The organism is Pseudomonas chaetocerotis (assembly GCF_015712105.2).
GTDB lineage: Bacteria > Pseudomonadota > Gammaproteobacteria > Pseudomonadales > Pseudomonadaceae > Aquipseudomonas > Aquipseudomonas chaetocerotis.
The window spans coordinates 20,494-44,789 of record NZ_JACFYX020000007.1; the positions used below are offsets into that span (position 1 = coordinate 20,494).

The window sequence follows — 24,296 nt, forward strand, 5'->3', positions numbered from 1 at the left end:
GCATTGACGCTCATCAACCTCAAACACTTTCACGCCGCAGGTGGTGCACCACGATCCTTTCTCTCCCTCACGGCCTTGGGTCATAAAGCAGCGGTCACAGGCCATTCTTCACCCTCCCCACGTAGAAATACTGTTTTCGGCTGTAGCGCCCGCCATTACTGGCGCTGCTCCCAATTGCAGAAATGCAGGAACAGCCACCTTCATTCCGTTTTCACTCCGTGCGCACCCGCAAAACCGCACTCATCGAGACGGGCATGCCAGCGCTCCAGCGCCTCGCGCCGACGCTCCATCGCGTCACGGGTCAGGTAGGTTTCAGTGGTCACGCCCAGCGCGTGGTTGATCAGCAGCTCACCAACCATGTGGTCAACGCCGATATCCGCCAGGCTCGATCGCATCAGCTTGCGCAGGTCGTGGCTTGTCCACTGCCGACCGCTGACTTCACGCATCAGCGCATGCCCACTGGTGAGCGCCACGGCAGCACCGCCGCGCACCGGGAACAGCCAGGCCGCCTTCATGCGGGCATCGGGCAGCGCCTGCCGATACTTGGCCAGCAGGCCCAGCACCTGAGCTGTCAGCGGAAGCACATGCTCGCGCCGGCTCTTGGTGTTCGCCTCGGGGATCACCCACACCCGTTCGTCCAGCGAGATATGCGACCAGCGAGCCGCCAGCGTCTCCGCGATGCGCGTGCCGTGCGCCAACATCATCAGCGGCAGCATCCCCTTGGCCGGATCACGGTTGAACACCTCGACCAGGTGTTGCACCAGGTCCTGCAGGTCGACGCGAGACAGCGCCGCCGGCTTCGGCCGCAACTTACCCTTGTAGAAGTCGCGGAAGGTGGTGCCGGCCAGCGGGTTTGACTCAATGCGGCCCTGTGTCTCGGCCATACGGAATGCCTGGCGCATGCCCTGCAGTGCCTTCTGCACCGTGCGCGGGGCCAGCTCCTGATGCATCGGAAAAACCAGCTTGTCGTCGAGCAGTACCCGATCCAGCTTGCGCAGCAGCACCTTGCCCACGCGCGGGATCACATGCCGGCGCATCAGCGAACCCATGCTGCCGCGATACTTCTCGCTGCGCGTGCGGTCGCCCTCGATGCGCGACAGCCACCACTCCACCACCTCGCCCACCGAGCGCATGCCTGCCTTCTTGCTCGCCACTACGCGCCCTCCCCTTCGAACTTCGCCACAGCCAGCCCAGCCATGCGATCGGTGATCGCCTGCACCACGCCGTCACGGCCTGAGCGGTAGGCCATCGCCACCGACTCGCCGGGAGCGGTGACCGTGTAAACCTGCTGGTCATCAACCAGGAACTCCGCAACGGTGTAGCCGGCATCCGTGATCCAGCAGCCGGGAATCTCCCGGTTGTCGCGGTCCTTCTTCGGTACCCAGCCGATGTTCATGGCTGCTCGTTATCCGCAATGGTGAAATGCTTCGGCGAGCGGTCTGCATGCACGCCCTGCAGGCGCGGCACATGCTGCGTCAGAGCATTGATCAGCGCACGGTGGCCGCCCTTCGTCTGCCGGTCATCCACTAGCAACCCAGCGGCGTCGGCATCGACGATGATGGCCAGGCACGCCAGCGCATGCGCCAGGTGAGGCAACCCACTATCCGGGTCGGCCTCTTCTCCCTCGAACCAAGCGGCCAGATGACGGTTGGCCGCGTCGAAGTAGATCGATGCGCGTACACCAGCCTTACGCCAGTTGGCGCGGCCATACTTCATCGCACCATCCATCAGGCCCAAGCAGCCCATGGCGGTCGCGGTGGTTGGCCACAGGTGCAGGGGCAACTTCTTGCTGCCGATCGCATCTTTCGGATTGGTTTCTTTCAGTTCGCCCACTTGATCACCTCCATCATCGAAACCACGAACGCCATAGGCGGCAGGCACACGCAGCCAACCGTCATCCAAAAGCCCTGCGCGACAGCGACGCCATGCACCCACCAGACGATCAGTACCAGCTCGACCAAATGCCTCACTGATCGACCTCCCCTTGCAGGTTCTTCAGCAACGCTTTCAACTGGCGGTACTGCTCGACAGACTTCGCAGTTACTTCGCGCTCCTGCTCCACGGCCAACGCGACGTCCTCTACGCGCGCCGCGAGGCGCTTCATGTGCTCGGCCATGCCGACAATCTCGGTTGCCAGATCGCTAAGCATCTCCAGCGGCGAAACACCGCGCTTCTGCTCGACATGCTTGGGTTCAACGCTCTGAACTGCTTCAGCCATCTGCGGGTCCTTCGTTTTCGAATTCGGCTCAGCATCGAGGCGCTCAACGACAATGCGCTGGTATTGGTCACGGCCAACTTTCTTGATGAGTCCCGCATCGACCAGGCTGGCCAAACAGCCGGAAACGATCCGCGTGTCAGGCGTGCTACCGGTCATGTTCCGCATCGCCGCCAGCACCTGGAACGAAGCCCAAGGTTCCTGCACCGGCACACACTCGTAGACCTTCTGCGCGATTCCGGTCTGCCCGCGAATTAGGATGTCCCGTTTCTTCGGCGTCATCCCCGCATCCTCCCCAACATCCCCCGAATCTTCGCCAGGTGAGCATTGGCCACCTCAGGCGCGCCCTTGCGCATCGGCGAAGGCAAAGCCGCAACCGGTGCCGGCGCCAGCTCTTCACCGCGCGCCATCCGTCGGCGCTGCTCCAGGTACTTGTCGCTGAACAGCTTGAAACCCAGCTTGCGGTCGAGGTTCTGCAGGGCCAGGTAACCGCAGGCCACCGCGGCGTGGTACAGCGACGGGTGCGGCCAGCGCGCCATGCCCGCTTGAGCGGGGTGCGTGTTGCGCATGGCGATCTTGTAGGCCTTCTCCTCGCTCGGCAGGCCGAACGCCTCGGGCGCAAGGCACCAGGCCACGAACTCACCCACGGGTGGCGGCCACGGGCGGCGATCACGCGCAGCGATGCGCATGGCGTGGTTGATCAAGTCCTGGTTCTGCAAGCCGGAGCGGATGCACTCGCCCAGGAACTCGTCCTGCCACGCATGCTCCTCCTGCTGGGTCGGCCAAACCTGGCGCCAGCCGGTGAAGTCGCCCTTCAGGCGCCGCATCAGGTCGGCCAGGAAGGCCTCGGTAGTCTCATCCACCACCACCTGCTGGGGTGCAGGGGCGCAAATCGGGGCTTGCGGTTTCAGGCTGGCAGCCACCTGGCCAGCGTTACGAGGGGCGCTCATACGTTCACCACCCTGGGGCCGGCTGGCTTCTGGTCAGGCCGCAACGCCGTCACCTTCCCGCCCTGCGCCGCACCCCGCACATGGTCACTCTTCGCCCACGTGATCAACTTGGCGTGCCACTCGGCCGCCGTCAGCGCCAGCCCCTTGGCCTCATGGTGAATCACGAACGCACCCAGGGCATCAGCAACGGCCTGCTGCGGCAAGCCAGCACGAAACGCCAGGGTCTTGAGTCGCCCAGGGTCTGGCTCCCACTCCAGCGTCATCGCAAACGGGGCGTCAGGGTCGGCCGGCTTCGGGTCACCCTCGGGCGCTGCGTCATCGCGCGCAGTGTGAGAGGGTTTTAGATCTTCTCTTCTCTTCTCTTCTCTAGCTCCGGTGCCCGTCGGCTTTTTGTCCGCATCGGAAGCGGACGCGCTGCGGACAGAGGCTTTACGCTGTGCGTCCTGACAGCGCCGTTTCGCGGACGCGCCGTTGTGCTCGGCGAACTTCACCACCTCGACACCGCCGTCCACCTCGGCCAACCAGCCGATCTGCACCAGGGCGGCACCGATACCGGCAACGCCCGTCTTGCGGTCAATCGCACGCAGCGTCAGGCCAGGCAGCAGCCCATCCTCGGAATGCTCATCGGCCATCGACCACAGCCAGTACAGCGCGCCTACCACCATCGCCTCGGGCTGGTCCACCAGGTCGCACAGGTGCGACACACGCGGGTCATCCCACAGGTTGGTGCGCATCTTGATCCACTCACCGGCCATGGCTGCCACCCTCAGTGCGCGCCACGTTTTCACCACTCGCAAAACGTGGCGCGGCGTTGAGTTTCTGCGCCAGCAGGGCCAGGCCCTTGGCGGTCACCAGCACCTGGCTGGCAAGACGGGTCTCTCCGACTCGTGGCTCGACCACTGACACCTTGTGATCCAGAAGGCCGGCCTGCAGGCGCGGCTGATACGCCAGCAGGCGCATGCTGCCCTCGCGACGGTAGATCCAGCGGTTCTCGCGCATCCACTCGATCAAGCGGCAACGCTGGATGCCCAGGTGCTTGGCAGCGTCGGTCAGGCACATGGAACCACCGGCCTCGGCGATCCGCGCCAGCGCCTCCACCTTCGGTGCTTGCTCACTCACCACCATCTGCAGGCGGTTGTTCTGCTCGGCCAGGTCAGCCGCAAGGCGCAGGGCTTCGGGGAGGGTCTGGGGTAACGCGGGAGGCGCTGCGCGCTGCTCCAGTTCTGCCAAGCGCACAATCACTCGGTGGCGCAGCGGAATGCTGTAGCCGGTCAAGAGCGTTTCAGTAAGTGTGCGGTCCAGCAGGAACTCGGCCGTGTAGCCTCGGCCATCTTTGTGCTCGACCAGATGGCGCAGATCTGCGCCATCTTTCTCCAGCGCCTGGCGCATCACGCGCACATCGCGGATGACGTCCTTGTGCTGCTTGCCCGTGAGGCTGGCGATTTCGCGTGACGACATGGTCACCGCCTTGTCGCACTGAATCAGTTGGTTCATACTCGGATCACCTCTCAAGGTGTTGTTGAAGAAGCCGGGCCGCAATCCCGGCTTTTTTGTGCCCGGCTACCTGACAATGGGTTGCCGCTTTCCCCTGATTCCGCGCATGCGCGGAAAAATCAGCTCACCACCCGCAGCGCCTGAGCCTTGCCCGCCGCCGCCAGCACGTTCTCCGCAGCGCGGCGCAGCTCGCAGGAGCGGCTTTCCACCGCCAGCAGCGCCTCGATCATCCGCGGCAACTCCGGAAGGTCGGCCTCGCAGATGCGCCCATCGGCCAGCACCGTGCCCGTCGCCTCCACAGCAGCACCCAGGCGGCTGACCAGCTGCCCGAACGCCGTCACCGGGCAACCTTGCAGGCCGAGGTCCCGCGCGCCGATCAGCCCGTGACGTGCCGCCAGCTCATTCACGCAGGCCTCGCGCCAATCAGGCGCCAGCGCCAGCACCCAGCCCTCCTCCAGCCAGGACGGCAGGTCCACATCACCGGCAAGCCAGCGCTGCACCCGCTTCAGCCAGGAGGCCGTTGCCTTGATGAACGGATCGGCAGCGCCCACCTCCGCCAGGGCCGCGAAGTTCGGCACCCCTTCGGCCTCAGCCTTCACCGGCGCCAGCGCATGCAGCTCGGCGGCCAGGGCCTGGGCGAAGTCAGCAGTACTCAGGGAAGTGCGCGCGATCATTCCGGCGGCATGCGCCACCAGCACCTGGTCACGGGTTTGCGGGGGGTGTCCTGTGTTGGACGTAGTCATGTTCTGCTCTGCCTCTTATCGTGGTGGCCATGGGGTAGCCACTGGGGTGCGGCTCAGGCCGCCTGCGTCTTGCCAGGCTGCGAAGGAAACGGGCGCAGTTCCTCGGCAGTGAAAGTGCCGTCAGCGTGCTCGGTAACGAAAATGGTTCGCTCCGCGGTAAGCGCCTTAGCGATAGCTGGAGCGCTGACACCAAGAGCCTTGGCGATTGCGGCCTGGCCACGCTCGGCAACCAGATCCGCCAGCTTGGTTCTCTTCATCTTTGTGCCTCGAAGTAACTGCCTCCTTGAGATATTAACCGCCGGTTAGCATTACATCAACACCGGCGGTTGAGGAATAGAATTAACCTCCGGTTTAGATTGCGAGCCATGACGAAGAAAAAAGAGCTCTCCCCGGAGCTGCGCGCAGAATGCGAAGCGGCGAAGGCCCTGTTCATCTCGAAGAAAAACAGTCTTGGCCTCACGCAGGCCAAGCTCGCCGAGTCTGCGGAAATTTCGCCAGCAGCGGTCGCCATGTACCTAAACGGCACCAACCCGCTCAACGCGAAGTTCGCTGCAGTGCTCGCACGATTGATAGAAGAGCCGGTTGAGCGCTTCAGCCCTCGCTTGGCTAAAGAGATCTCCCAGATGGCCGGGCCGATCGCTGTGGAAAGCAAGAGTGAGTCGACTGGATTGGCCGTCTCCGAGCAGGGCGGTACCTACGGCGCTGCTGCCAAGGTTATGGAGATGCTCAGCAAGCACGGCAAGAACCTCACCGAGCAAGCCCAGCAGCGCCTATTGGATGCCGTCAGCGAAACGCTGACAGAGGTGAAGTCAGGCAACGTCATCCCTGGCAACTTCTCCCGGGCTGCTCGCATGCAGGACGGTGACATCCTCATCCCGCAATACGACGTCCGCGCCTCGATGGGCCATGGCCAGGTGCCGGCCGACTATGTCGAGTTCGTGCGCAACGTCGTGGTCAATGGCCTGCAGCTTGAGAAGCTCGGCCTGGAGTACACCTCCCCCGCCAACCTCAGCATCATCACCGGCTGGGGCCAGTCCATGGCCGGCACCATCGACGACAAGGACCCTGTGATCGTCGACCGCGGCATCACCGAGTTCAACGGTGACGGCGTCTATGTGCTCACCTGGGACGGCATGCTCTACATCAAGCGCCTGCAAAAGGCAGACGCCGATCACTTCGACATGATCTCCGACAACGAGAAGCATAAGGATCGCGTGGTGGGCGTCGACGACGTGACCATTCATGCGCGCGTTCTCTATGTCTGGAAAGGACAAAAGCTTTAGCGCCTCGCGCCGTTGATCAGCATGGATGCGCAGCGCTAATCCTGTAGTGCCAACATAAAAGGAGCTATGCTGATGAGCGACAAAGAACGCCAGCCACCAAGGCCGCAGCCAAACAGGCCGACACCAAACAATGATCAGCCGAAACCATTCAGGGATGGCGGAAGGCAGGACAGTGGCAGCACTGGTCCAAACACCATATCTGAAAGCAGGCCAGTACCACCGAGACCGCCTAGATGACTGACGCCGACCTAAGAGACGACGAGTTCCATAAGCTAACCTTCTATGTGCAGCGCAATATCCGCTACCACATGCGACGGTCTGCTTTCTTCACCCGCTGGAGCAGGGTCTCTTCTTTCGTCGGCGTGTTTTTTGGCTCGGCGGCCGCAGTTACGTTTTTCGTAGCGATGGTCGAGAACTCTGAGAAGATTGCGGCCTTGCTGGCAGCGATAGTTGCTTTGGTCTCGGCGATTGAGCTTGTCGTTGGTGTTACCCAGCGAGCCTGGCTCCACAACGACCTTCGCCGCCGCTTCCTGGATATCGAAGAAAAGATGCAGGCGAATCCATTGATGCCGATGCGCTCAATTAACGAGCTAAAGGCCTGCATAAGGCGTATTGAAGCGGATGAGCCTCCAACAATGGAGGCGCTTGAGCTCATGGTTCGCAATGAAGTCATCGTATCGATGTACGAGTACGAGGACCGAAGCATCTACTACATCCCGCTTCCCTGGTGGGTAAAGCTAACCGCTCACTGGATTCATTGGGATGTATCCAAGGCAGAGCCTGAGCCCATCCAGAAAGCCCAATGCGCATAAATTAGCCCCGCAATCGCGGGGCTTTTCATTTCCACTGCCAGGGCGAGCGCGCCTGAGCGGAAAGCTCAGAACGGCGCCACTGCCGAGTTCACCTCCACCCGCATCAAGTCCCCCTCCTCCCCCTCGATCCGCGCATCGCCATCCGTAGCAGCATCCCAGCTGACCGTCACCGTGCCGTCCTCATGGCGCTCCAGTTTCAGCCCGTCAGTCTCCTGCAGCAGTTCCAGAATCGCCTGCCAGGCGTAGTCCGGGTCTGTATCCAACTGGAAGATCTTCACCCGCCGGTTTAGCTGCGCCATCGGGCCCTGAATCATGGCGGATACCCGCAGGCCCAGGCGATCAATGGCGTTCATCGGCGTGTTCTGTTCGGTTTTCGGCATCGGTCTACGCCTCTCCTTTGCTGTATATCCATACAGTAAGCGAGCACATAGCCAGCAAGCAAGCCTCCTTTGGTAGGGCTCGATTCGAAAATTAAATTAACCGCCGGTATTGACGACAAGAAAACCGGCGGTTAACTTAATCCACAAGCCGCCGGAAACGACGGCCAGGCCGCAAGGCCACCGCTCTTTAACAACGAATGATGCAAACCAGCGCGTGGGAAAGGTAGTTAGCGCAGCCATAGGCAGGAGCCTCCCTGGTTGACGCCGTATCTATCTCGGATCGCGCTGGGAACGCGATCAGCGAGCTGCGCCGAACGGTAATCGGCGGCGCGGTGAGCTGATTGACATGCAGAGGAATAACCCAGGCCGTCGCCAGTAGCGGGCCTGGCTACTTACGTTTTCCAAGGCCGGGCGATCCGCCCTTGAAGACGGTTATCTCCGAAAAGTCATCGCGCTTGCGCGGATGTATGCCCAGATCAATGTCCTGCGACTGATCTTTGCAGCGCTGGCACATGACTGGGTTCAAGAAGAACTCAGGGTCAGCCTTGGTTGGCTTGCCACATTCGCTACATGGTCTGGTTTTCATGGCTTTAGCCAGCTCGGCCGAGGCGTGTTCGGCGCGTGCGATCGCCTTCGATCGGTCCTTAACACCGAGCTTACGACGCTCCTTCTTACTCGCCTTCTTCGATTCCATATCTGCCTTCGCATTGATCTTCTTGAATGCAAGGCGCAACTGCTCGGTAACCCAATCGGTGGCCATAAGGGCTCCCGTCCATGGTTGATCACCGGATGTTACGCCGGCCAACACGATGAATAAACACATCAGGAGCATCCAGCCCATGCACCACTAAGCCCAGCCGACAGCACGGGTCGGCAATCCGCGCATACGTGCCCACTACCCACCGGGCCGCCGAGCTGCACTCAAGCGCGGAGCAACACAGATACCCCACGACCAGCGCCGTATGTCGATTGAAGGCGCTGCGAGGGAAGCCCAAGGCCAAACACATGACGCCAGCGCTGCCATCGGCAAGCGGCAACGGCACCAGGTTTCACCGGCTGGCCTTCCAACGAGGGCCAGACGGGAAACCAACCAGGAGCACACCGATGGAAAACCAACACCGCAAGATTTCTGGCTATCGCGAACTGAACCAGGAGGAAGTCGACCTGATGAACCGCATCAAGGCAGCCGGCGCCAACCTCCTGCAACTGCAGGCAGAACTCTACGGCCGTCTTGATACCGATCGAGAAACACTGCGCGAAGCCGCCCGCCGCTCGGTCGATGGCCAGGAGATCAACGGCTATCCCGCAACCGTGCACACCGGCGCCACGCCAGAGTGCATCGAGTTCCGCCGCTTCCAGGCGGCCGAGCCGCAGCGCTGGGCCGAGATCGGCAAGGCCGACATCCAAACCGGAATCATGGCCCTGGTGCGCGCAGTCGCACAGCCGGCCGGCGTCTAGTTACTACGGGAGAGCCATCCAATGCCAATCCGTCACAGCATCATCCATCGCATAGACAAGAAGCCCGATGGCTCGCCGTCCATCCTGCACCTCGCCGCTGCCCCCCTTGTGTCCACACCAGGCCAAGAGGCACTGCACCAGGGCCTGAATGAGACCTACAACGCGAAGCAAGGCAAGGTCTGGGGTCTCTTTCATGAAGAGTCCGGCGCCTATCCGTTCAGCCGCTGGCTGCGTGAGTACCTGGCGAGTGAGCTCGACTTCACGGCATTCACCACCATCGCCACGGAGCACTTGAAGAGGCTGCTCGACGAGTCGAACCTCGCCACCGGCGCCCCGGTGCTGATCGCTCACTACACCCAGGGCATGACTGACTACGTGTTCATCGCCCTGCTGCATGAAACCGAGTCGGTGGTCATCGAGGACGACCTGCGCGCCAGCGTGGTGCGCAACGTCGACGCCGGTACGCTGCACTTCGCCGCCCGCATCAACCTCAGCGAATGGCAGAACAACCCGGCGTCACGGCAGTACATCTCGCTGATCAAGCCGAAAGGCGGGAGCCGCGCTGGCCTGGCGTTCCGCGACTTCATCGGCTGCCAGGAGGGCATCGACGGCCCCGGCGAAACCCGCACCCTGCTCAAAGCGTTCAGCGACTTCGTTGAAAGCGAGGACCTGGCCGAGGAAGCGGCACGCGAGAAGACGAACGCCTTGGTGAGCTACGCCAGCAGCCAATCCAAGCTGGGCGAACCGATCTCCCTGGAAGAACTGTCTGGGCTGATTGACGAAGACCGGCCCAAGGCCTTCTTCGACCACATCCGCAGCAAGGACTACGGCCTGTCGCCTGAGTTTCCTGCGGACAAGCGCACCCTCAACCACTTCAAGCGCTTCACCGCCCGCACCGAAGGCCTGTCGATCAGCTTTGAAGCGCATCTGCTAGGCAACAAGGTCGAGTTTGACCAAGGGCGCTCGCAACTGGTCATTCGAGACTTGCCGCGCCAACTGATTGATCAACTGAAGCGCGACGCCACCAGTCGGTAACTATCCCGCACTACCCGCTAAGCATTGGGAGAACCCGGTATGCCAAACGTCTTCAAGTTCAACGGCGATGACTGCGAGGTTTCAACGTATGAAGCGGCTGAGGCTTTGGCCGGTTTCTCTCTTGATCGTCGCCTGAACTACTACATCACCCAGGAAGGCGAGGTGGAGGAGCAAGGCGTCTGCACCATGCGCTGCTCTGGCTGCAGTTGCGGCTGTGAAGGCGGTTGCAGTTGCGGCGATATCGGCTTCGGCTGCCACGAATGCGGCTACACCGGCAAGCGGCGCGTCTGGTTTGGATTTCCGGCCAGATCCCCAGAGGAGCGGAAGCGCGACCGTGAGTTTGATCGTTCACGCAGAAAGCTGATGCAACAGCAGATACCCAGCACCACCCGCTAAGCCTGGGGCAAACCCGGCGGGCGGGTGGTGCCCATGCCGCTTAGGTATGCCCATGCGTTAGCGCCGGTCCATCTCAGCCGGCAGATCAGGCGCTCCTAGGCCGCCCGGATCAAAGCGCGCACGGGTGAATAAAGCGGTAGCCAGGTGGCCGGTGAACGCCGGCAGCCCTGCAAGCGGCGGGCCTCGCCGCGGGCGACAGAGAGGCCAACCCCTACCCCGCATCCAACACAGGTGCCCACCATGAACGCAATCACCAAAGCCCGCGAGGCTATCGCCGAGCTCATCGACGCCATGCGCCAAACCAGCCAGGCCCGCATGGCCGCCCAGGCTCGCCGCCGCCAGCCAGCGCCAGCACCGCGCGCCACCCACCTGGTATGCAGCGGCAACGCCATGATCCGCGTCGTAGACGTCGACACCGGCAAGGTGCTCGGCTTCCGTCGCACCATGCGCGAGGCGCGCTGGTTGGCCAGCCACCTTGAGCGTGGCCTGCACCTGCAACAGTGAGGGCGCCAGCATGCTCCAGAACCCGCACTACAGCAGCCACGCAGAACAACAGGCCGCCCTTGGCTGCGCCGCAGAGTTGGACCCGGTAAAGCACCCTCGCCGCTACGCAATTCAGCAGGCGCGCGAGAAGTTCATCCCGCCAAAGCGCTGCCACCAGCCGGCCAGCGAGTCACGCACACCAGAGCTGCTCGAGAAGGCCTGCGCCTTCACCCACCTGCGCGTCAATGAGGCAGCCAGGGAGCTCGGTATCAGTCGTAGCGTCCTCACCCGGTTGCGCGATGACTACGGCCTGGAGTTCGCACCCTCTCGCGAGAACGCATCAGGTCGCCTCAAGCGCCTGGCCGGCGCAAACCCGACCATGCACGAACTCGCCGCAGCGGCAGAGCTGTCGTACTCACACACGTACAAGCTCTGCAAGGAATACGGCATAGAACCTGGAGTGCCCTATGGCTCAGACCCAAAAGGACCGTGACCAGGCCACCGCTGAGCGGCGCAATAAAGCCGGCGAGGTCGAACTGCGCCACCGCGTCCGCCCGGGCATCCTCACCATCCTGGCCGAACTGATGGAATGGGGCGAACACACCGAGCGCACCGAGTGCCTGCAAACGCTGCGGCTCAACGTCCACGCCCTCGGCCGCGAACGGGCGGCCGCCCTACTCCAACCGCCGCGCCACGAAATCCGCATCTCGCCAACCGTGGCGCGTCAACTCTACCAGCAAGGCGCCGAACAAGCCGGCCGCCTCGATCGGCAAGAGCAGTAACCACCCCAACCCACACCGGCCGCAGCAGCGGCACGGGATCGTTCGTTCTGGAGAAAGTCATGCAAAAGCTCAATGCAACGCCGCTTTGGCAGTGCGGCGAATGTCGGGAAATACACGACGACGAAGACGGCGCCCGTGAATGCTGCATGCCGAGCATCTACGAGCTATGGCGATGCCCAGAGTGCAAGAAGGTGCACGACGAAGAACACGAAGCACACGCCTGCTGTGAGCAGTTGGTGCGCTGCCCGAACTGCCAGCGTGACCACGGCGCCGGTAATCTGATGGCGTTCGCCGTTCGCATCGCCGGCCACTGCAGCGAGTGCAATCCATTCTTCAGCGTCGAGCACACGCTGCAGATCGAAGATCAGTACGCCGACTTCAGCGGCGATTGCAGGCGGTTGAACTCATGACCATAACCTACGGCTCAATCTGCAGCGGCATCGAGGCCGCGACTGTCGCCTGGCATCCGCTGGGCTGGCGGGCGGAATGGTTCGCAGAGATCGAGCCGTTCCCCTCGGCGGTGCTCGCGTACCGCTGGCCCGAGGTATCCAACCTGGGCGATATGACCAAGCTGGCCCGCCAGGTGCTGGCCGGCAGTATCGCCGCGCCGGAGGTGCTGGTGGGCGGCACGCCCTGCCAAGCGTTCTCTGTCGCCGGCATGCGCGCGGGCCTCGACGACCCTCGCGGCCAACTAACCATCAAATATGTGGAGCTTGCAGATGCAGTTGACCATGTTCGACCAGCAGGCGACGAGTGCGTCATCGTCTGGGAAAACGTCCCCGGTGTCCTCTCCGACAAAGGCAATGCGTTCGGCTGCTTCCTCGGCGCCCTGGTGGGCGAATCCGATGCGCTCCAGCCGTCAGGGGGAAAATGGACGGACGCTGGTTGTGTGTATGGCCCCCGCCGATCAGCCGCATGGCGGGTGCTGGATGTCCAATATTTCGGCCTGGCCCAACGACGCCGCCGTGTGTTCGTTGTCGCAAGTGCTCGAGCAGGGTTCGATCCCGCTGCGGTACTTTTTGAGCGCGAAGGCGTGCGCCGGGATCATCCGCCGCGCCGAGGCGAGGGGGAAAACCCTACCGGCACAATTGCTGGCGGCGCTCGCAGAAACGGCGGATACAGCACCGACGATATCCCCCTGACTGCTGGCTCGCTCAGGGCTCAAGCGCAGAGCAGCCACCGCGAGGACTCGGAGACGTTTATCCCTGTGGCATTCGGCGGCGGCGCAAATTGCCAGCAGACTGACGTTGCCACAGCGCTGAGCGCCCATCCTGGGGGAACTCGGATGGACGCAGAAACCGAGACATTCATCGTCGCCGGTACGCTTCAGGCCAACGGCAAAGCAGCCGGCAGCGCCACACAGCAGGATGCGGAAAGCGGCCTGCTGGTAGTGCACGGCACGCAAGATCCATGCGTCGATGAACATATTGCCCATGCTCTTGGCCGAAACCATGGCCAGGAGAACGCCATACTGGCTTTCGCAGAAAACAGCCGCGCAGAGGTTCGCTTAGAGAATGGTGACGGTCAGATAGTCGGAGCGCTGTCCACTGGCGGTGGCAAGGCTGGCCAAGGCACTCCATGCATCGCCTTCAGCTGCAAGGACTACGGCAACGACGCGACCAGCGAACTATCGCCAACTCTGCGCGCCATGGGCCACGGCGAAAGCCACGCCAATGCTGGTGGCCAAGTGGCAGTGTGCGTCACTGGCGATATCACTCACACGCTGAAAGCCGACGGTTTCGATGGCAGCGAGGACGGTACCGGCCGGGGCCAGCCCATTGTTGCCTTTCAGTCCAGTCAGTCTGGTGTGCGTATCGGCGAAACTCACGCAACCCTCGACGCTAATAACGGGCCTCGCCGACACAATGGCGTGGTGGATGGCTCCGCCGTCCGCCGACTCACACCGCGCGAGTGCGAGCGCCTGCAGGGCTTCCCTGACGACTACACGCTGATCCCCTGGCGCGGCAAACCCGCCGAGGATTGCCCGGACGGCCCGCGCTACAAAGCGATCGGCAACAGCAAGGCCGTCCCGGTGGTTCGATGGATCGGCCGGCGCATTCAGCGCGAGTTGGAGCGTGCCCGATGAGCCGCCGCAAGCCCAACAACATGCGCGCCCGCATGGAGCGCGCAGCGGGCGGCCTGCTGCGCCAGCACCACGCATGCATCGTCGACGCCAGCGTGCCCGAGGTGCAGGTCATGCTCAATTACAACAACCTGGGCCAGATCATCAGCCGCACCGTTGCCAACGCCCTGTGCGATTTCGCCCACCACTGGACGGTATACATCTCTGCCATCTGCCAGAACGGTCCCGAGCGCTGGGCGAAATCCGTAGAGTACGAACTGGCCGGCATCCACGTCATCACCAAACTGCCCGACCTGTTCGAACAGCCGGTGCAAGACGTGATCGCCTCCTGCAACCCGAAGCACGTTATCGGCCACGCATGGATAGCGGTGCCGGACAGCATCACCATCGACGAGCAGCACGCGCACCGCATCTACGAGCGAGTCAGCGCCTGGGGCATCCCGCAACGGGCAAGCGCCTGACGCTAATCATCCCGACCCCGGTAGCGCTCTTCGCTCAACAGGATCTTGAAGCGGTGAAACGCGACCAGGTGCCCGCCGCCTTTAGCGCGCCAAGCCTCATGCGCGTTGCGGTAGATGCTATCCACCTCGGCCAGCACCCGCCGGTATCGCTCAACCTCGAGAACCAGCCGGCGCATCTCAGGATGTTCAGCCCATATCCGGCGCAGCTCTCCCTGCGTCACCGGGCGAAAGTCAGGTAGTCGGTAGCTCATGGCAATTTACTGTATATAAAAACAGTATTCTTCCATGCATCGCGACGCCCGTCACCGCCGCCCGTCATCCCAATAGGTCACCACCCATGAACGCACCCACCTACTGCCGCACCACTGGCCTGCGCGTTGCCGTATGCCATTGCCTGCGCTGCAAACCGATACAGGAGCCAGCGCCATGCCCCTCACCCTGAACACCTGGCATAGCCCGGAGCACCAGGTATGGCGCATCCCGGTTATCTCCATCACCGGGGAAACACCGCTCATCACCATCAGCGGTTACTGCACCGCCTTCCAGCTCCGCTCGATCGCGCGCCAGCTCATCACCATCGCCAACGACTCCGACCAGGGCGAAAAAGGCCCGGCCACCTACACCGTCGAGGACTAAACCATGCAGCCACTCATCTACGTGGCCGGCCCCTACCGGGCGGCTACTCGGGACACCATTGCCCAGAACATCGACGCCGCCCGCGTGGTCGGCATCAGCGCCGCGGCCCTGGGCTGGTTCCCCGTCATCCCCCACGCCAACACCGCCCACATGGAGCTCGACCTGCCAGACCTCGGGGACGACTTCTGGCTGCGCGGCACCATGGAAATGATGGAGCGCTGCGACGCCGTCGTGCTCGTGCCAGGCTGGGAGAACAGCGCCGGCACCAAAGCCGAGATGGCGCGGGCCGACGCTCTGCGCATCCCCGTGTTCCGCACCCTCGACACTCTCCCCAGCGCCCGCGCCTTCATCGAATGGCTCTCCGCCAACGAAGCCGGCGCCGCGCGCCTGCACACCGCCAAGGCCTAACCATGCGCCTGCACCTGGTCACCGGCTGCTGCTACTGCGGGAGCAATAGCCACAACACGGTCCAGTGCACCTGGAACAACCCGAATATCTGGAGTGCGACATGAGCGAGATAAAGATGGGCGACCGAGCGTTTAAGGATAAGGTTCTTGAGCTCATAGGAGAGCACTGCAAATACTGGCAGCATCGCAACGAAGCAATGCGCGGCAATTTCGCCATTCTGTACTCCCAAGTCAATGATCTGGAATTCGCCAGCCTGCCGGTGGGTGTGCCGGATGGCTATGCGCTGGTACCGGTTGAGCCTACAGACGAGATGCGTGACGCCGGTAACGTGTACACGCTGAATCGCTCGACACTTTTCCGCAGTTGGCACGCCATGCTCGCCGCCGCCCCAACCGTCAAGGAATCCTTGTCAGTTGCTGGCGTGCCTGCAATGTCAGCCGAAGCAATGTCCACCCTACGCGGCATGGTCGAATACTGCCTTAATGCCCGTGTGTGCATGGGCATGGACGAGGGGTTCGCCTCGTTTGATCCTGAGATTGAGCACGATTTCGTCAAAGAGCTGCGCGCTTTTGCCGATGACGCCCCAACCGTCAAGGCTGAGCAGGTGCAGTGCCTGCCGCAAGAGTGGTGGCAGATCATCCACGACACGCTGCGCAATTACCGACTGACGACAATCGTAGATCAGGACGGCGACGGCTACCCGCTGATTGATGCCATGACCGCTGACGGCCAGCCGGTATCGGACGGCATCAACGAGTGCGATTACCTGACTGACGCAATCTGGAATGCGCTGCCAACGCAAGCCCCCTCCCTGCCGGCTGCTGGATCGGCTGTGGAGTCGTGGCGCGATCAAATACTTCGCGAGAACCCGAAGAGCGAGCCGGGTTACTGGCCTGACGCTCTGATCGTTGCCGCAATGGGTCGCGAGATTGAGCAGCTTCGCGCCGCCCTTTCCGCCCAGCAGTCCGCGCAGGGTGTGAGCGTGCCGGTGCTCAATAAAACCCGCGAGCAGTGGCAGAAGCTAGACGCGAAGCTGGTCGCCACCGGAAGCAGTACGGCAATTTTCCACGCGATACGGGACGCTCAGCACGATATCGAATGCCTGCACCGCGCCCTTCTGGCCAGCCATGGGCGGGGTGAAGCATGAAGCTGACGACCAGTGAGCGCCAGCACGGTAAGCCTTCCGTGCCGGTAGCAGTCCAGCGCCTGCGCATTCTTCAGGCGCTTATGCCGCCCGTCCGTGGCCTGAGTATGTCATCCATGGCCTACAACGCATTTCCAGATTTCAAGTTTCGAACCCCTCAAGGCGCAGCGTTGTGCATCAGCCGAACCGTCCGCGGCATGCACGACGAGCGCCTGATCCGGATGGCCGACTACGGGTACTCGATCACCGACAAAGGCCGTGAATATTTGGCCGGGGAAATAAAGGACAGCCATGCGGAGGGTGGGAAGGTATGAGCGGGCGATATTTGTACTGCCAGAACACAAGCTGCGGGGTTTACCTGGGTTCGCTCGGCGGCAATGACTGTTGGATTTGCGGGTGGAGCGCAGGGCGCTGCATGGATGAAGACGAAGAGCTGAAGGACGCCGACGACCGCCCCTCCGCTGCCACAGAAGAAGGAGAGGTGTGATGGCGACGCACTTCGACCCATACCCGGACAGTTACGAGGCTGAACAGGCGCCATGCGGAACCTGGCTCGGCGAACGGAGCGAGTCCAGCAGCAACTGGGCTCACGTCGATTGCCGGCTGTGCCTGAAACGCAAAACCGAAATCATCGCCGCGCATGCGGTGAACGAGGCCGCCATCATCGAGCAGATGGGCGATATGGCGGCTTACTTCCGGCGTAATGAGGCTGCCTGCGCAGCAGGAGGTCAAGATGAGTGAGCAAGTGAAGCGGTACAGCTTGAGCGAGTTTGCTGAACAGCACACGCACCCTGTTGGCCCTGGCACCTATGTGGAGGCCACCGACTACGACGCCCTGCACGCAGAGGCCGAGGCGCTGCGGGCTGAAAATGGGCGGTTGCAATCTGCGTGCGACCACAACAAAACGTGTGCGCAGGTCGCAAACGAGCTGGCGGATCAACTCGCCGCCGAGCTGGAGTCGGCGCGGGGATTGCTGCGTGAGTGCCGCGACACAGTGAGTTTGGCGCATGATCTTGCAGAAACCCAAGTTGAGGGCGAGAAGTACTCTGCCCTTGGCTGGAAGATCACCGCCTTCCTCACCGCCACCCAGGCGCCGGAAGTGCCAGACCATTTGCGTCACTCCGCGAAAATGGCCGAGCAGGGAGAGCGGCAGGAGGCGGTCTGTCGTCTGAACACCGCAACCGCGCTGGTGCAGCGAATGGTCGAGTGCGCAGGTGCGCAGCCGAGCGTGGCCACAGGTTACCTGCGCGACATCCTCGACGTGCTCAAGGGTGGCGATTCAGACCAGCAGCCAGGCCCGGACGTGCGGTCGCTGATTGAGGCGGCAAGCGCCTATCTCAATGCGCTGGACTCTGGCGCCCATGACTATGACGTGAAGCGCGCACGGCACAACCTGCGGCACGAACTGGCCGCACATCGCCAGGCGCAACGCCAGGCCTGATCTACCCCACCCCATCCCCTTTTCTATCTGCCCACAACGTAGGGCGGGAGGATTTGCTGTGTCTGAAGGAATGATTGCCAGAACCTGCAGCATCGAAGCTGATTACGCAAAAGCGATGGCCGACCACTACAAGAAGCTCGACGAACAGCGCCGAGAAGTTGTGGCCCAGGTTGCTTTGCTGGTGAGCCCTCGAAAGCTTGCCAGTATCGAGCAGTTCATCAATGAGCCAGGCGATGTGGTCTGCGATTTTGAGCTGACCGAAGAGCATGGCGGCGAGCGGCAGGACGAGCCCGGCACTGCGTTCCGCTATGTCTACATCGATCAGCGCAGTGGCGGCTGCCCGTCGGGCGACGACTACTACGGCTGGGTCTGGATCCCGCTGCCGAAAGGCAAGTACCTGAAGTATCACTATGCGTGAGGTGCGGCATGAAAGTCACTGACGAACAACTGCTCGACGCGATCTGGCGCCGGATGGTGCTGAGCACTGCGAAAGGCTCCGTAAGCACCTATGTCGGTGGCCGATATGGTCTTGCCGGGGACGGACACCGACATTATGGGCAGGACTGCCACATCATCAGCCGCGAATCCCTTGGGCTGCCGCTGAGCTATGGGCATCTACGCAAGCGCATCATCAGCCTGATCAATGCTGGGCGCCTGAAATGGATTACCCATGACTGCACCTACTGGATTGAGTGCGAGCGCAGTCTTGAAGTGTGGAACAGAGCGACTGCGTGGTGGGCCGAAAAAGGCGTGCCCGGCGGGTGGGACTCGGAGAATCAGCGCATGCGAACCGCGCCCCTGAATGACTTCCAGGGGCTAGCCGATGAGTTGGCCAGCATTCTACTTGCTGAGTTCGGTGAGCGCTTCGAAGAGAAGCCGGAGGCCGCATGAAACTGATCACGCTTGAGAAGGTGAGCCAATGAGCGACGCGCCTATTGAACCGCAAGAGTATCTGTACGGCGTAAAGGTTGTGGATATCGGCGATATCCGAGTGGCCAGGGGAATGACGCGCCGGCCACATTCAACCTGCGCCCATCGCCAACAGGTCTACGACGACAAGGAGCGTCGAATCTGGTGCAAGGACTGCGAGACAGAGCTTGAGCCATTTGACGCCTACATGTGCCTTGTCGGCGTCATGGACGGCCACATCAAGAACCTGAAGCGCAGGGAGCAACAGGTAAAGGATGCAGAGGAGCACAGCGCTCGCAGCAGGGCCGTGAAGGTGCTTGATCAGGTCTGGCGCAGCCACCAGATGGCACCTCTGTGCCCTCACTGCGATACAGCAATTCTTCCTGAAGACGTGGCGGGCGGCGTAACAACGGCCTCGAAAAGCCTCGTGATCGCCGCGCGCAAACGAAAGTGGAAAAAGCCATGAGCAAGATGATCACGCTTGAGAAGTGGGCGGGGGTGGTGTGATGAAGAAAACAATCCAGCCGCGCAAAGCACTGCCTGAAGCGCGCCGCGAGCTGATCAAGATCAGCGAGTTCCAGATTCGGCGCTGGGGGCCGGGTGGTACGCCGCCCTGCAGCCAGGCCATCCGCAACTACATCAAAAACGGCATCATCCCAGGAGAGCAGATCGGCAAGCTATGGTATGTGGACTGGACCGCCTACCAGGCCGTCAACCGCAACGACCTGGTGGCAATGGTGCTGAAAGGAGCCGCCTGATGTCCCCTCGCCCGCGCAACAAGGCCAACAAAGGCCTTCCGCAAAACCTTTACCTGGATGCCAGGCGCGGTACCTTCCGCTATCGCCGGCCGACAGATGGCGTGTGGTTCCCGTTCGGCAGCGACCGGGCCAAGGCTGTCGACGCCGCAAAGCAACTCAACCTCGAGTTCATGCGCGGCGCCGACCTGGTGCACAAGGTGCAAGGAGTGGCCTCTGACCTGTTCAGCGACTTCCTCGACACCTACGAACGCGAGATTCTGCCCCCGCGCGAACTGGCAAAGGGCACTCTGGATCTGTATGCGGTGCGCTTTCGCCAATTCCGGCGTGCATTCGAAGGCCTGGCGGTCGACCAGATCAACATCCGCATGGCGGCTGAGATGCTCGACAGCCTCCCAGCGCGTTCATCCAACCAGGCCCGCGCCCTGTTGATCGACGTGTTCAACCACGCGGCATCGAAAGGCCTGTGTCCGGATAACCCGGCCGCCAGCACCATCGCCAAGATCGAGAAGAAACAGCGCAAGCGCCACACCGTCGAAGGCGTGCGCGCCATCCGCGAAAAGGCGCCAGCGTGGCTGCAGAACGCGATCGACCTTGCGCTGATCACCGCTCAGCGCCGGACCGACATCCTGGCCATGCGATTCGACGACGTGCGCGACGGCTATCTGTATGTTGTGCAGCAGAAAACATCCAAGGCCAGCGACGCCGCCTGGATCCGCTTCAAGGTCACGCCACAGCTGCAGGCCGTGCTGACCCGCTGCCGAGACAACGTGCCATCGCCCTTCCTCATCCATCGCCGGCCGGAACGCAAACGGCAGAAACAGGCGGAACACAAAGAGCACTGGACGAAGATCGAGGAGCGGTATTTGACCAGGGCATTCAAGGAGGCACGGGAGGTTGCTGGCTGTTACGCCAACTGGACGGATGAGGAACAACCAGGGTTCCACGAGATACGCGCCCTATCCCTGCACCTATACAAGAAGGCCGGGAAAGACGGTCAGAGAATCGCCGGGCATGCCAGCGAGGAGATGACGAAGAACTACCAGCGCGACCACGCCGACGTAGTGTGGTCAGAGGCAATACCCGATCTGGATATCACCGATATCGCAGGGTAGTTTTGCGCGCATTTTGCGCCGGTTTTGCGCAGCCCAAAAACAAAAACAGCCAGTGATTGCTCAACTGGCTGTTTTCGTTGGAGTTTTTGGTCGGGACGGAGTGATTCGAACACTCGACCCCTTGCACCCCATGCAAGTGCGCTACCGGGCTGCGCTACGCCCCGACGATGCTTCCGGGTGACCGAAAGCGGGAGGAACTATACATTAAGCTTTTGAAATAAGGCAACTTTTTCTTGGGCTTACTTCTTCAGGACGTGCAAAACATCCTCGAGCTCGACGATCATCTGCTTGATCAGTTGACGATACTGGGTGGTATCGTCTTTGGCTTCGTCACCAGAAAGACGCTGGCGTGCGCCACCGATGGTGAAGCCTTGATCGTACAGCAGCGCACGAATCTGCCGAATCATCAGCACATCCTGACGCTGGTAATAGCGACGGTTACCCCGCCGCTTTACCGGGTTCAGCTGCGGGAATTCCTGTTCCCAGTAACGCAGAACGTGGGGCTTGACCGCGCAGAGTTCACTGACCTCACCAATGGTGAAGTAGCGTTTGCCGGGAATTGCCGGTAGTTCGTCGTTATGACTTGGTTCCAGCATAGGCCTCGACCCTGGCTTTCAATTTTTGCCCTGGACGAAAAGTGACCACACGGCGAGCCGTGATTGGAATCTCTTCACCTGTTTTCGGGTTACGGCCCGGTCGCTGGCGCTTGTCGCGCAAGTCGAAATTGCCGAACCCGGACAGCTTGACCTGTTCGTTCAACTCAAGAGCCTGGCGGATCTCTTCAAAAAACAGCTCCACCAGTTCCTTGGCTTCCCGTTTGTTCAGGCCGAGCTCTTCATACAGACGTTCCGCCATTTCAGCTTTCGTCAGAGCCCCCATACGCTACTTCCTTAACGTGGCGTTGAACCTTTGTTCGAGGCAGGTGAGGATATTTTGCGTAGTAGTACTCACCTCATCGTCATTAAGAGTGCGCGATGGATGTTGCCAGGTCAAGCCGACAGCAAGGCTTTTTCTAAGCGGATCAATACCTTTACCGTGATAGACGTCAAATAGCTTGAGGTCCGTCAGCCACTCTCCCGCCGTTTCACGGATTGCGCCCAGCACAGCCTCGGCCGGCTGCTCGCGGTCAACCAGCAACGCCAGGTCACGGCGCACCTCAGGGAAGCGCGACAACTCGCTGAATGCCGGCATGCGACCAGCAGCCACTTCGGCCAGTACCAGCTCGAAAAGGAACACAGGCTGATCCAGCCCCAGCGTCTTGGCCAGCTCAGGGTGCAGAGCACCTATGAAACCGACCAGGCGCCCTTCCCGCTCGATACGGGCAGTCTGCCCCGGATGCAGAGCAGGATGCTCGCCAGGCACGAAGCTGAAGGCATCGGCCGCACCGGCATAACCCAGCAGCGCTTCGACATCGGCCTTCAGGTCATAAAAGTCGACGTTATCGCGACTGTTGGCCCAGCCTTCGGGCAGGCGACTGCCGGAGATCACGCCAGCGAGCATCGCTTCCTGCTGCAGACCTTCCAGCTGACCGACAAAACGCAAGCCGCTCTCGAACAGGCGCACGCGCGACTGTTGGCGGTTGAGGTTGTGCTGCAGCGCTTTTACCAGCCCCGGCCACAACGAGGAACGCATGGCGGCCATGTCGGCAGAGATCGGGTTGGCCAACTGCAGCGGCTCTACGCCAGGGGTGAACAGCTCGAACAGCTTGGGATCGATGAAGCTGTAGGTGATCGCTTCCTGATAACCACGGGCGACCAACAGGCGACGCAACGCCGGCAGTTCGGCACGCGCCTCGGCCTTGGCCTGCGGTGCCAGGCGGGCTTGCGGATAACGCACTGGCAGACGGTTGTAGCCATACAGGCGACCCAGCTCTTCGATCAGATCCACTTCCAGGCTGATATCGAAGCGATGACTCGGCACGCTGACCAGCCACTGGCCGGTACCCTGAGCACTGACACCGAGGCCAAGCGCAGCAAGCAGACGCTCGACCTCAGCGCCATCCATGTCCATGCCCAGCATCTGGCTGATGCGCTCGGCACGCAGCGTGATCGGTGCCACGTTCGGCAGATCGCCTTCACTGCTGACTTCGATGATCGGGCCGGCCTCGCCGCCGACGATTTCCAGCAACAGCGCAGTCGCGCGCTCCATCGCCGTGCGCGCCAGTTGCGAATCAACGCCGCGCTCGAAACGGTGCGAAGAGTCGGTGTGCAGGCCATAGGAACGGGCCTTGCCAGCCACGGCGATGTTGTCGAAGAAGGCGCTTTCCAGGAACAGGTCGCGCGTCTTGTCGCTCACGCCGCTGTGCTCACCGCCCATCACGCCGGCAATGGCCAGCGCGCGGCCATGATCAGCAATGACCAGCGTGTCGGCACGCAGGCTGACTTCCTGGCCATCGAGCAGCACCAGCTTCTCGCCCTCTTCCGCCATGCGCACACGAATGCCACCGTTGATCTCGGCAAGATCGAAGGCGTGCATCGGCTGGCCCAGCTCGAGCATCACGTAGTTGGTGATGTCCACCGCCGCGTCGATGCTGCGGATATCGGAACGACGCAAGCGCTCGACCATCCACAGCGGCGTCGGACGGGACAGGTCGACGTTACGCACCACACGGCCTAGATAACGCGGGCAGGCCTTGGGCGCCAGCACCTCGACCGGACGCACTTCATCATGCACGGGCGCAACGGCGTCGATAGCCAGTGGCGAAACGACAGCACTGTACATGGCACCCACTTCGCGGGCCAGGCCAGCGAGCGACAGGCAGTCACCGCGGTTGGGGGTCAGACCGATTTCGATACTGGCATCGTCCAGTTGCAGGTAGGCGCGAATGTCGCTGCCAACCGGCGCATCGGCCGCCAGCTCCATCAGACCGCTGTTGTCTTCGCTGATCTGCAGCTCGGAGGCCGAGCACAACATGCCCTGAGACTCCACGCCACGCAGCTTGGCCTTCTTGATCTTGAAGTCGCCCGGCAGCTCGGCACCGATCATGGCGAACGGAATCTTGATGCCGGCACGGGCATTGGGCGCGCCACAAACGACCTGGAAGGTCTCGGCACCGTTGCTCACCTGGCATACGCGCAGCTTGTCGGCGTCAGGGTGCTGTTCGGCACTGAGGATCTCACCGACCACCACGCCGCTAAAGGCACCGGCAACCGGCTGCACCGCGTCGACTTCAAGGCCGACCATAGACAGGCGCGCGACCAGATCGTCTCTGGATACGTCGGGGTTCACCCAGCTGCGCAGCCACTGTTCACTGAATTTCATGTTGTCTGTTCTCCTTGACGGGCATGCCGCGTAGACATCCACATCATGCAAG

The 24,296-nt window shown here is 61.9% G+C and carries 38 protein-coding genes and 1 tRNA gene; 22 read left to right on the top strand and 17 right to left on the bottom strand.

What is annotated here, in order from left to right; genetic code table 11:
• Window positions 1-200 precede the first annotated feature (200 nt).
• From H3221_RS25680 to H3221_RS13510, 10 genes are all read right to left on the bottom strand, one after another.
• Complete coding sequence (locus tag H3221_RS25680) at window positions 201-1,154, bottom strand: tyrosine-type recombinase/integrase (protein WP_196474954.1); 954 nt, start codon at window positions 1,152-1,154, stop codon at window positions 201-203.
• Window positions 1,154-1,396 carry a hypothetical protein gene (locus H3221_RS13470; protein WP_196474955.1) on the bottom strand — a complete coding sequence of 81 codons (243 nt, stop codon included), beginning with the start codon at window positions 1,394-1,396 and terminating at the stop codon, window positions 1,154-1,156. Before H3221_RS13470 ends, H3221_RS25680 begins: the two co-directional genes overlap by 1 nt.
• The gene (locus H3221_RS13475) at window positions 1,393-1,833 is read right to left on the bottom strand and encodes a dATP/dGTP diphosphohydrolase domain-containing protein (RefSeq protein ID WP_196474956.1); all 441 of its coding nucleotides are present in this window, start codon (window positions 1,831-1,833) and stop codon (window positions 1,393-1,395) included. Before H3221_RS13475 ends, H3221_RS13470 begins: the two co-directional genes overlap by 4 nt.
• On the bottom strand, window positions 1,821-1,970 hold the full coding sequence (locus H3221_RS13480) for a hypothetical protein (RefSeq protein ID WP_196474957.1): 150 nt from the start codon (window positions 1,968-1,970) through the stop codon (window positions 1,821-1,823). The genes H3221_RS13475 and H3221_RS13480 overlap by 13 nt, the downstream gene beginning before the upstream one ends.
• Window positions 1,967-2,497 carry a hypothetical protein gene (locus tag H3221_RS13485; protein WP_196474958.1) on the bottom strand — a complete coding sequence of 177 codons (531 nt, stop codon included), beginning with the start codon at window positions 2,495-2,497 and terminating at the stop codon, window positions 1,967-1,969. Before H3221_RS13485 ends, H3221_RS13480 begins: the two co-directional genes overlap by 4 nt.
• The gene (locus tag H3221_RS13490) at window positions 2,494-3,165 is read right to left on the bottom strand and encodes a replication protein P (RefSeq protein ID WP_196474959.1); all 672 of its coding nucleotides are present in this window, start codon (window positions 3,163-3,165) and stop codon (window positions 2,494-2,496) included. The genes H3221_RS13485 and H3221_RS13490 overlap by 4 nt, the downstream gene beginning before the upstream one ends.
• Window positions 3,162-3,920, bottom strand: coding sequence for a DnaT-like ssDNA-binding domain-containing protein (locus tag H3221_RS13495; protein ID WP_196474960.1), 759 nt, complete (start codon window positions 3,918-3,920; stop codon window positions 3,162-3,164). Before H3221_RS13495 ends, H3221_RS13490 begins: the two co-directional genes overlap by 4 nt.
• Window positions 3,910-4,659, bottom strand: a complete 750-nt coding sequence (locus H3221_RS13500) for a phage antirepressor KilAC domain-containing protein (protein WP_224490602.1) — start codon at window positions 4,657-4,659, stop codon at window positions 3,910-3,912. The genes H3221_RS13495 and H3221_RS13500 overlap by 11 nt, the downstream gene beginning before the upstream one ends.
• Before the next feature lie 119 nt (window positions 4,660-4,778).
• Window positions 4,779-5,402, bottom strand: a complete 624-nt coding sequence (locus H3221_RS13505; RefSeq protein WP_196474961.1) for a hypothetical protein — start codon at window positions 5,400-5,402, stop codon at window positions 4,779-4,781.
• Between the two features lie 53 nt (window positions 5,403-5,455).
• Window positions 5,456-5,659 carry a Cro/CI family transcriptional regulator gene (locus H3221_RS13510; protein ID WP_196474962.1) on the bottom strand — a complete coding sequence of 68 codons (204 nt, stop codon included), beginning with the start codon at window positions 5,657-5,659 and terminating at the stop codon, window positions 5,456-5,458.
• Window positions 5,660-5,767: 108 nt separating this feature from the next.
• Here H3221_RS13510 and H3221_RS13515 point away from each other — a divergent pair, with 108 nt between their 5' ends.
• Window positions 5,768-6,685 carry a LexA family transcriptional regulator gene (locus tag H3221_RS13515; protein WP_196474963.1) on the top strand — a complete coding sequence of 306 codons (918 nt, stop codon included), beginning with the start codon at window positions 5,768-5,770 and terminating at the stop codon, window positions 6,683-6,685.
• Between the two features lie 233 nt (window positions 6,686-6,918).
• Window positions 6,919-7,497: a hypothetical protein gene (locus H3221_RS13520; protein ID WP_196474964.1), complete on the top strand. Its 579-nt coding sequence runs from the start codon at window positions 6,919-6,921 to the stop codon at window positions 7,495-7,497.
• A 65-nt stretch (window positions 7,498-7,562) separates the two neighbouring features.
• On the opposite strand, the gene H3221_RS13525 is transcribed toward H3221_RS13520, so the two are convergent.
• Together H3221_RS13525 and H3221_RS13530 are read right to left on the bottom strand one after the other, a co-directional pair.
• Entirely contained in the window at window positions 7,563-7,877 is a 315-nt protein-coding gene (locus H3221_RS13525) for a DUF1654 domain-containing protein (protein ID WP_196474965.1), read from the bottom strand.
• 388 nt (window positions 7,878-8,265) lie between these two features.
• A complete protein-coding gene (locus tag H3221_RS13530) occupies window positions 8,266-8,637 on the bottom strand; it encodes a hypothetical protein (protein WP_196474966.1) in 372 nt (123 codons plus the stop codon).
• 344 nt (window positions 8,638-8,981) lie between these two features.
• Here H3221_RS13530 and H3221_RS13535 point away from each other — a divergent pair, with 344 nt between their 5' ends.
• The 9 genes from H3221_RS13535 to H3221_RS13575 all read left to right on the top strand — a co-directional run bounded on the left by H3221_RS13535 (window position 8,982) and on the right by H3221_RS13575 (window position 14,575).
• A complete protein-coding gene (locus H3221_RS13535) occupies window positions 8,982-9,335 on the top strand; it encodes an Acb2/Tad1 domain-containing protein (protein WP_196474967.1) in 354 nt (117 codons plus the stop codon).
• 21 nt (window positions 9,336-9,356) lie between these two features.
• Window positions 9,357-10,370, top strand: coding sequence for a nucleoid-associated protein YejK (gene yejK / locus H3221_RS13540; RefSeq protein WP_196474968.1), 1,014 nt, complete (start codon window positions 9,357-9,359; stop codon window positions 10,368-10,370).
• 39 nt (window positions 10,371-10,409) lie between these two features.
• Window positions 10,410-10,766: a hypothetical protein gene (locus H3221_RS13545; protein ID WP_196474969.1), complete on the top strand. Its 357-nt coding sequence runs from the start codon at window positions 10,410-10,412 to the stop codon at window positions 10,764-10,766.
• A 240-nt stretch (window positions 10,767-11,006) separates the two neighbouring features.
• Entirely contained in the window at window positions 11,007-11,270 is a 264-nt protein-coding gene (locus H3221_RS13550) for a hypothetical protein (protein ID WP_196474970.1), read from the top strand.
• Window positions 11,271-11,280: 10 nt separating this feature from the next.
• Window positions 11,281-11,742 carry a hypothetical protein gene (locus H3221_RS13555; protein WP_196474971.1) on the top strand — a complete coding sequence of 154 codons (462 nt, stop codon included), beginning with the start codon at window positions 11,281-11,283 and terminating at the stop codon, window positions 11,740-11,742.
• A complete protein-coding gene (locus tag H3221_RS13560; RefSeq protein WP_196474972.1) occupies window positions 11,717-12,031 on the top strand; it encodes a hypothetical protein in 315 nt (104 codons plus the stop codon). Before H3221_RS13555 ends, H3221_RS13560 begins: the two co-directional genes overlap by 26 nt.
• A gap of 59 nt (window positions 12,032-12,090) precedes the next feature.
• Window positions 12,091-12,441 (top strand): hypothetical protein, encoded by a 351-nt coding sequence (locus tag H3221_RS13565; protein WP_196474973.1) that lies wholly within the window; start codon window positions 12,091-12,093, stop codon window positions 12,439-12,441.
• A complete protein-coding gene (locus tag H3221_RS13570) occupies window positions 12,438-14,117 on the top strand; it encodes a DNA cytosine methyltransferase (RefSeq protein ID WP_196474974.1) in 1,680 nt (559 codons plus the stop codon). The genes H3221_RS13565 and H3221_RS13570 overlap by 4 nt, the downstream gene beginning before the upstream one ends.
• Window positions 14,114-14,575: a hypothetical protein gene (locus H3221_RS13575; RefSeq protein ID WP_196474975.1), complete on the top strand. Its 462-nt coding sequence runs from the start codon at window positions 14,114-14,116 to the stop codon at window positions 14,573-14,575. The genes H3221_RS13570 and H3221_RS13575 overlap by 4 nt, the downstream gene beginning before the upstream one ends.
• A gap of 2 nt (window positions 14,576-14,577) precedes the next feature.
• On the opposite strand, the gene H3221_RS13580 is transcribed toward H3221_RS13575, so the two are convergent.
• On the bottom strand, window positions 14,578-14,826 hold the full coding sequence (locus tag H3221_RS13580; RefSeq protein ID WP_196474976.1) for a hypothetical protein: 249 nt from the start codon (window positions 14,824-14,826) through the stop codon (window positions 14,578-14,580).
• Between the two features lie 175 nt (window positions 14,827-15,001).
• On the opposite strand from H3221_RS13580, the gene H3221_RS13585 reads away from it, so the two are divergent.
• From H3221_RS13585 to H3221_RS13635, 11 genes are all read left to right on the top strand, one after another.
• Window positions 15,002-15,211 (top strand): hypothetical protein, encoded by a 210-nt coding sequence (locus H3221_RS13585; protein WP_196474977.1) that lies wholly within the window; start codon window positions 15,002-15,004, stop codon window positions 15,209-15,211.
• 3 nt (window positions 15,212-15,214) lie between these two features.
• Window positions 15,215-15,619: a DUF1937 family protein gene (locus H3221_RS13590; protein WP_196474978.1), complete on the top strand. Its 405-nt coding sequence runs from the start codon at window positions 15,215-15,217 to the stop codon at window positions 15,617-15,619.
• 100 nt (window positions 15,620-15,719) lie between these two features.
• Entirely contained in the window at window positions 15,720-16,766 is a 1,047-nt protein-coding gene (locus H3221_RS13595) for a hypothetical protein (RefSeq protein ID WP_196474979.1), read from the top strand.
• The gene (locus H3221_RS13600) at window positions 16,763-17,077 is read left to right on the top strand and encodes a hypothetical protein (protein ID WP_196474980.1); all 315 of its coding nucleotides are present in this window, start codon (window positions 16,763-16,765) and stop codon (window positions 17,075-17,077) included. Before H3221_RS13595 ends, H3221_RS13600 begins: the two co-directional genes overlap by 4 nt.
• 172 nt (window positions 17,078-17,249) lie before the next feature.
• Window positions 17,250-17,504 (top strand): hypothetical protein, encoded by a 255-nt coding sequence (locus H3221_RS13605; protein ID WP_196474981.1) that lies wholly within the window; start codon window positions 17,250-17,252, stop codon window positions 17,502-17,504.
• Entirely contained in the window at window positions 17,497-18,204 is a 708-nt protein-coding gene (locus tag H3221_RS13610; protein WP_196474982.1) for a hypothetical protein, read from the top strand. Before H3221_RS13605 ends, H3221_RS13610 begins: the two co-directional genes overlap by 8 nt.
• A gap of 58 nt (window positions 18,205-18,262) precedes the next feature.
• Window positions 18,263-18,622, top strand: coding sequence for a hypothetical protein (locus H3221_RS13615; RefSeq protein ID WP_196474983.1), 360 nt, complete (start codon window positions 18,263-18,265; stop codon window positions 18,620-18,622).
• A gap of 8 nt (window positions 18,623-18,630) precedes the next feature.
• Window positions 18,631-19,095: a hypothetical protein gene (locus H3221_RS13620; protein ID WP_196474984.1), complete on the top strand. Its 465-nt coding sequence runs from the start codon at window positions 18,631-18,633 to the stop codon at window positions 19,093-19,095.
• A gap of 28 nt (window positions 19,096-19,123) precedes the next feature.
• Window positions 19,124-19,579: a hypothetical protein gene (locus H3221_RS13625; RefSeq protein WP_196474985.1), complete on the top strand. Its 456-nt coding sequence runs from the start codon at window positions 19,124-19,126 to the stop codon at window positions 19,577-19,579.
• 40 nt (window positions 19,580-19,619) lie between these two features.
• The gene (locus H3221_RS13630) at window positions 19,620-19,871 is read left to right on the top strand and encodes a hypothetical protein (RefSeq protein WP_196474986.1); all 252 of its coding nucleotides are present in this window, start codon (window positions 19,620-19,622) and stop codon (window positions 19,869-19,871) included.
• On the top strand, window positions 19,871-20,983 hold the full coding sequence (locus H3221_RS13635) for a tyrosine-type recombinase/integrase (RefSeq protein ID WP_196474987.1): 1,113 nt from the start codon (window positions 19,871-19,873) through the stop codon (window positions 20,981-20,983). Before H3221_RS13630 ends, H3221_RS13635 begins: the two co-directional genes overlap by 1 nt.
• Window positions 20,984-21,070: 87 nt before the next feature.
• Here the strand turns inward: H3221_RS13635 and H3221_RS13640 are convergent.
• From H3221_RS13640 to pheT, 4 genes are all read right to left on the bottom strand, one after another.
• Window positions 21,071-21,147: transfer RNA gene (locus tag H3221_RS13640), tRNA-Pro, on the bottom strand.
• A 75-nt stretch (window positions 21,148-21,222) separates the two neighbouring features.
• Window positions 21,223-21,579, bottom strand: a complete 357-nt coding sequence (locus tag H3221_RS13645) for a MerR family transcriptional regulator (protein ID WP_003243416.1) — start codon at window positions 21,577-21,579, stop codon at window positions 21,223-21,225.
• A complete protein-coding gene (gene ihfA, locus H3221_RS13650; RefSeq protein WP_003243414.1) occupies window positions 21,560-21,862 on the bottom strand; it encodes an integration host factor subunit alpha in 303 nt (100 codons plus the stop codon). Before ihfA ends, H3221_RS13645 begins: the two co-directional genes overlap by 20 nt.
• 3 nt (window positions 21,863-21,865) lie before the next feature.
• Window positions 21,866-24,244, bottom strand: a complete 2,379-nt coding sequence (gene pheT, locus H3221_RS13655) for a phenylalanine--tRNA ligase subunit beta (protein ID WP_196474988.1) — start codon at window positions 24,242-24,244, stop codon at window positions 21,866-21,868.
• Between the last annotated feature and the right edge of the window lie 52 nt (window positions 24,245-24,296).